3 protein-coding genes are annotated in these 1,910 nt (G+C 68.0%); 2 read left to right on the top strand and 1 reads right to left on the bottom strand.

All coding sequences use genetic code 11. From position 1 onward, the window contains the following. Together WAW85_RS02795 and WAW85_RS02790 are read left to right on the top strand one after the other, a co-directional pair. A partial coding sequence (locus WAW85_RS02795) for a rhodanese-like domain-containing protein (protein WP_422558134.1) occupies nt 1–740 on the top strand: 740 nt, incomplete at its 5' end. Nucleotides 741–790: 50 nt separating this feature from the next. After that, nucleotides 791–946 carry a hypothetical protein gene (locus WAW85_RS02790; RefSeq protein WP_422558133.1) on the top strand — a complete coding sequence of 52 codons (156 nt, stop codon included), beginning with the start codon at nt 791–793 and terminating at the stop codon, nt 944–946. 27 nt (nt 947–973) lie between these two features. Here WAW85_RS02790 and cofH read toward each other — a convergent pair. After that, a partial coding sequence (cofH, locus tag WAW85_RS02785; protein ID WP_422558132.1) for a 5-amino-6-(D-ribitylamino)uracil--L-tyrosine 4-hydroxyphenyl transferase CofH occupies nt 974–1,910 on the bottom strand: 937 nt, incomplete at its 5' end.

Raw genomic sequence — 1,910 nt, 5'->3', positions numbered from 1 at the left:
ACCACATCCTGCGCCCGGCAACCGCGCGCCCGATCCCGAACCCGGTCGGCACCGCGATCGTCCGGGTCGGCGCCCTGACTGCCGCCCTGACCGGCGCTAACCGCGCGACCTTGGACGCGGCGGGGATCGACTACTTCACCGTCCACCTGCACCCGGGCAGCCACGCTGGCTACTTCCCGGGCGCCGAGCAGATTCACCTGCTGGTCCACATCCGCACTTCCGACGGACTGATCTTGGGCGCGCAGGCGGTGGGTGCCGATGGCGTCGACAAGCGGATAGATGTGCTCGCCACGGCGATCCGCACGTCGATGGCCGCACCCGAACTGATCGATCTTGACCTCGCCTACGCTCCGCCGTTCGGTTCGGCGAAGGAACCGGTGAACCTGGCCGGGATGATCGCCGAGAACGTGCTCGACGGCGAGCTGGAGCTCTGGTACGCCGAGCAACTGGCCGAGCCCGACGCGGGCGACTACCTGATTCTCGATGTCCGCAATGCCGACGAGTATGCGCAAGATCATCTGCCCGGGGCACTACTGGTCCCGGCCAATGAGGTGCGCGAGCGCCTCGACGAGATCCGCGCGGCTGCGGCCGGACGGGACATCCGCGTGCACTGCGCCAGCGGCAAACGCAGCTACCTCGCCTACCGCATTCTGCGGTCCGCGGGCTTGCCTGCAGCCAACCTGTCCGGCGGCCTGCTCACGCTGCGAGCGCTCATTCCGGCCGAGCCTGCGCTGGTCTGACCCCCCACCACCGACCGCCCACCAACTCTTCCACTAGAAGGAGAACTCCCATGTGTCAGCAAGCAACCTGCAAGACCTGCGGCAAAGTCACCTGGCGCGGCTGCGGCCAGCACGTCGATCAGGTGATGCGCGGCGTCCCGGCGGCGAAGCGCTGCCCGGGCCACCCCAAGGAGCCGGGCCGGCTGGCGAAGATGTTCAGCCGCTAGTCGAACTAACCGCCGCCAGCCGGATCGCTACTCGACGACGGCGAGCCCCGAACGCGCCGTCACTGGCGCGGCCACCGGGCCGTACTCGGTGGTTCGCTGGCGCGGCGTGCGGCCGATCCCTTCGACGATCTCGTGGAGTTCGGCGACGGTCTTCTCCGAGCCGTGCTGGGAACCGGCCATCCGCGAGATGGTCTCTTCCATCAGCGTGCCGCCCAGATCGTCGGCGCCGCCGGCCAGCATCACCCGAGTGCCCTCCACGCCGAGCTTCACCCAGGAAGTCTGAATGTGGTCGATCCGGCCGTGCAGCATCAGCCGAGCCAGGGCGTGGACCGCGCGGTTGTCCCGCCGGGTCGGTCCCGGCCGGGAGGCACCGGCCAGGTATAGCGGAGACGACTGATGCACAAACGGCAGCGGGACGAATTCGGTAAAACCCCCGGTGCGGTCTTGGATGTCGCGCAGCACGTTGAGGTGACCGACCCAGTGCCGCGGCGCATCCACATGGCCGTACATCATCGTCGACGAGGATCGCAGGCCCACCTCGTGTGCGGTCGTGATCACGTCGATCCACGACGCGGTGGGCAGTTTGCCCTTGGTGAGAACCCAGCGAACCTCGTCGTCCAGGATCTCCGCGGCAGTACCGGGGATGGAGTCCAGACCGGCCTCGCGCAAACCGGTCAGCCAGTCGCGGATCGATTCACCCGAGCGGGCGGCGCCGTTGACGACTTCCATCGGGCTGAATGCGTGCACATGCATCGACGGCACGCGTTCTTTGACCGCCCGCACGATGTCGGCGTACCCCGACGCTGGCAGTTCTGGATCGATGCCGCCCTGCATGCAGACCTCGGTCGCGCCAGCCAGATGCGCTTCCCACGCCCGGTCGGCGACCTCGGACGTCGAGAGCGTGAAGGCGTCCTCGTCGCCCTTGCGTTGAGCGAAGGCACAGAATCGGCAGCCCGTATAGCAA

This window comes from Gordonia sp. (in: high G+C Gram-positive bacteria) (genome assembly GCF_049299075.1).
Classification (GTDB): Bacteria; Actinomycetota; Actinomycetes; order Mycobacteriales; family Mycobacteriaceae; genus Gordonia.
This window is presented reverse-complemented; position numbering and strand designations above follow the sequence as displayed.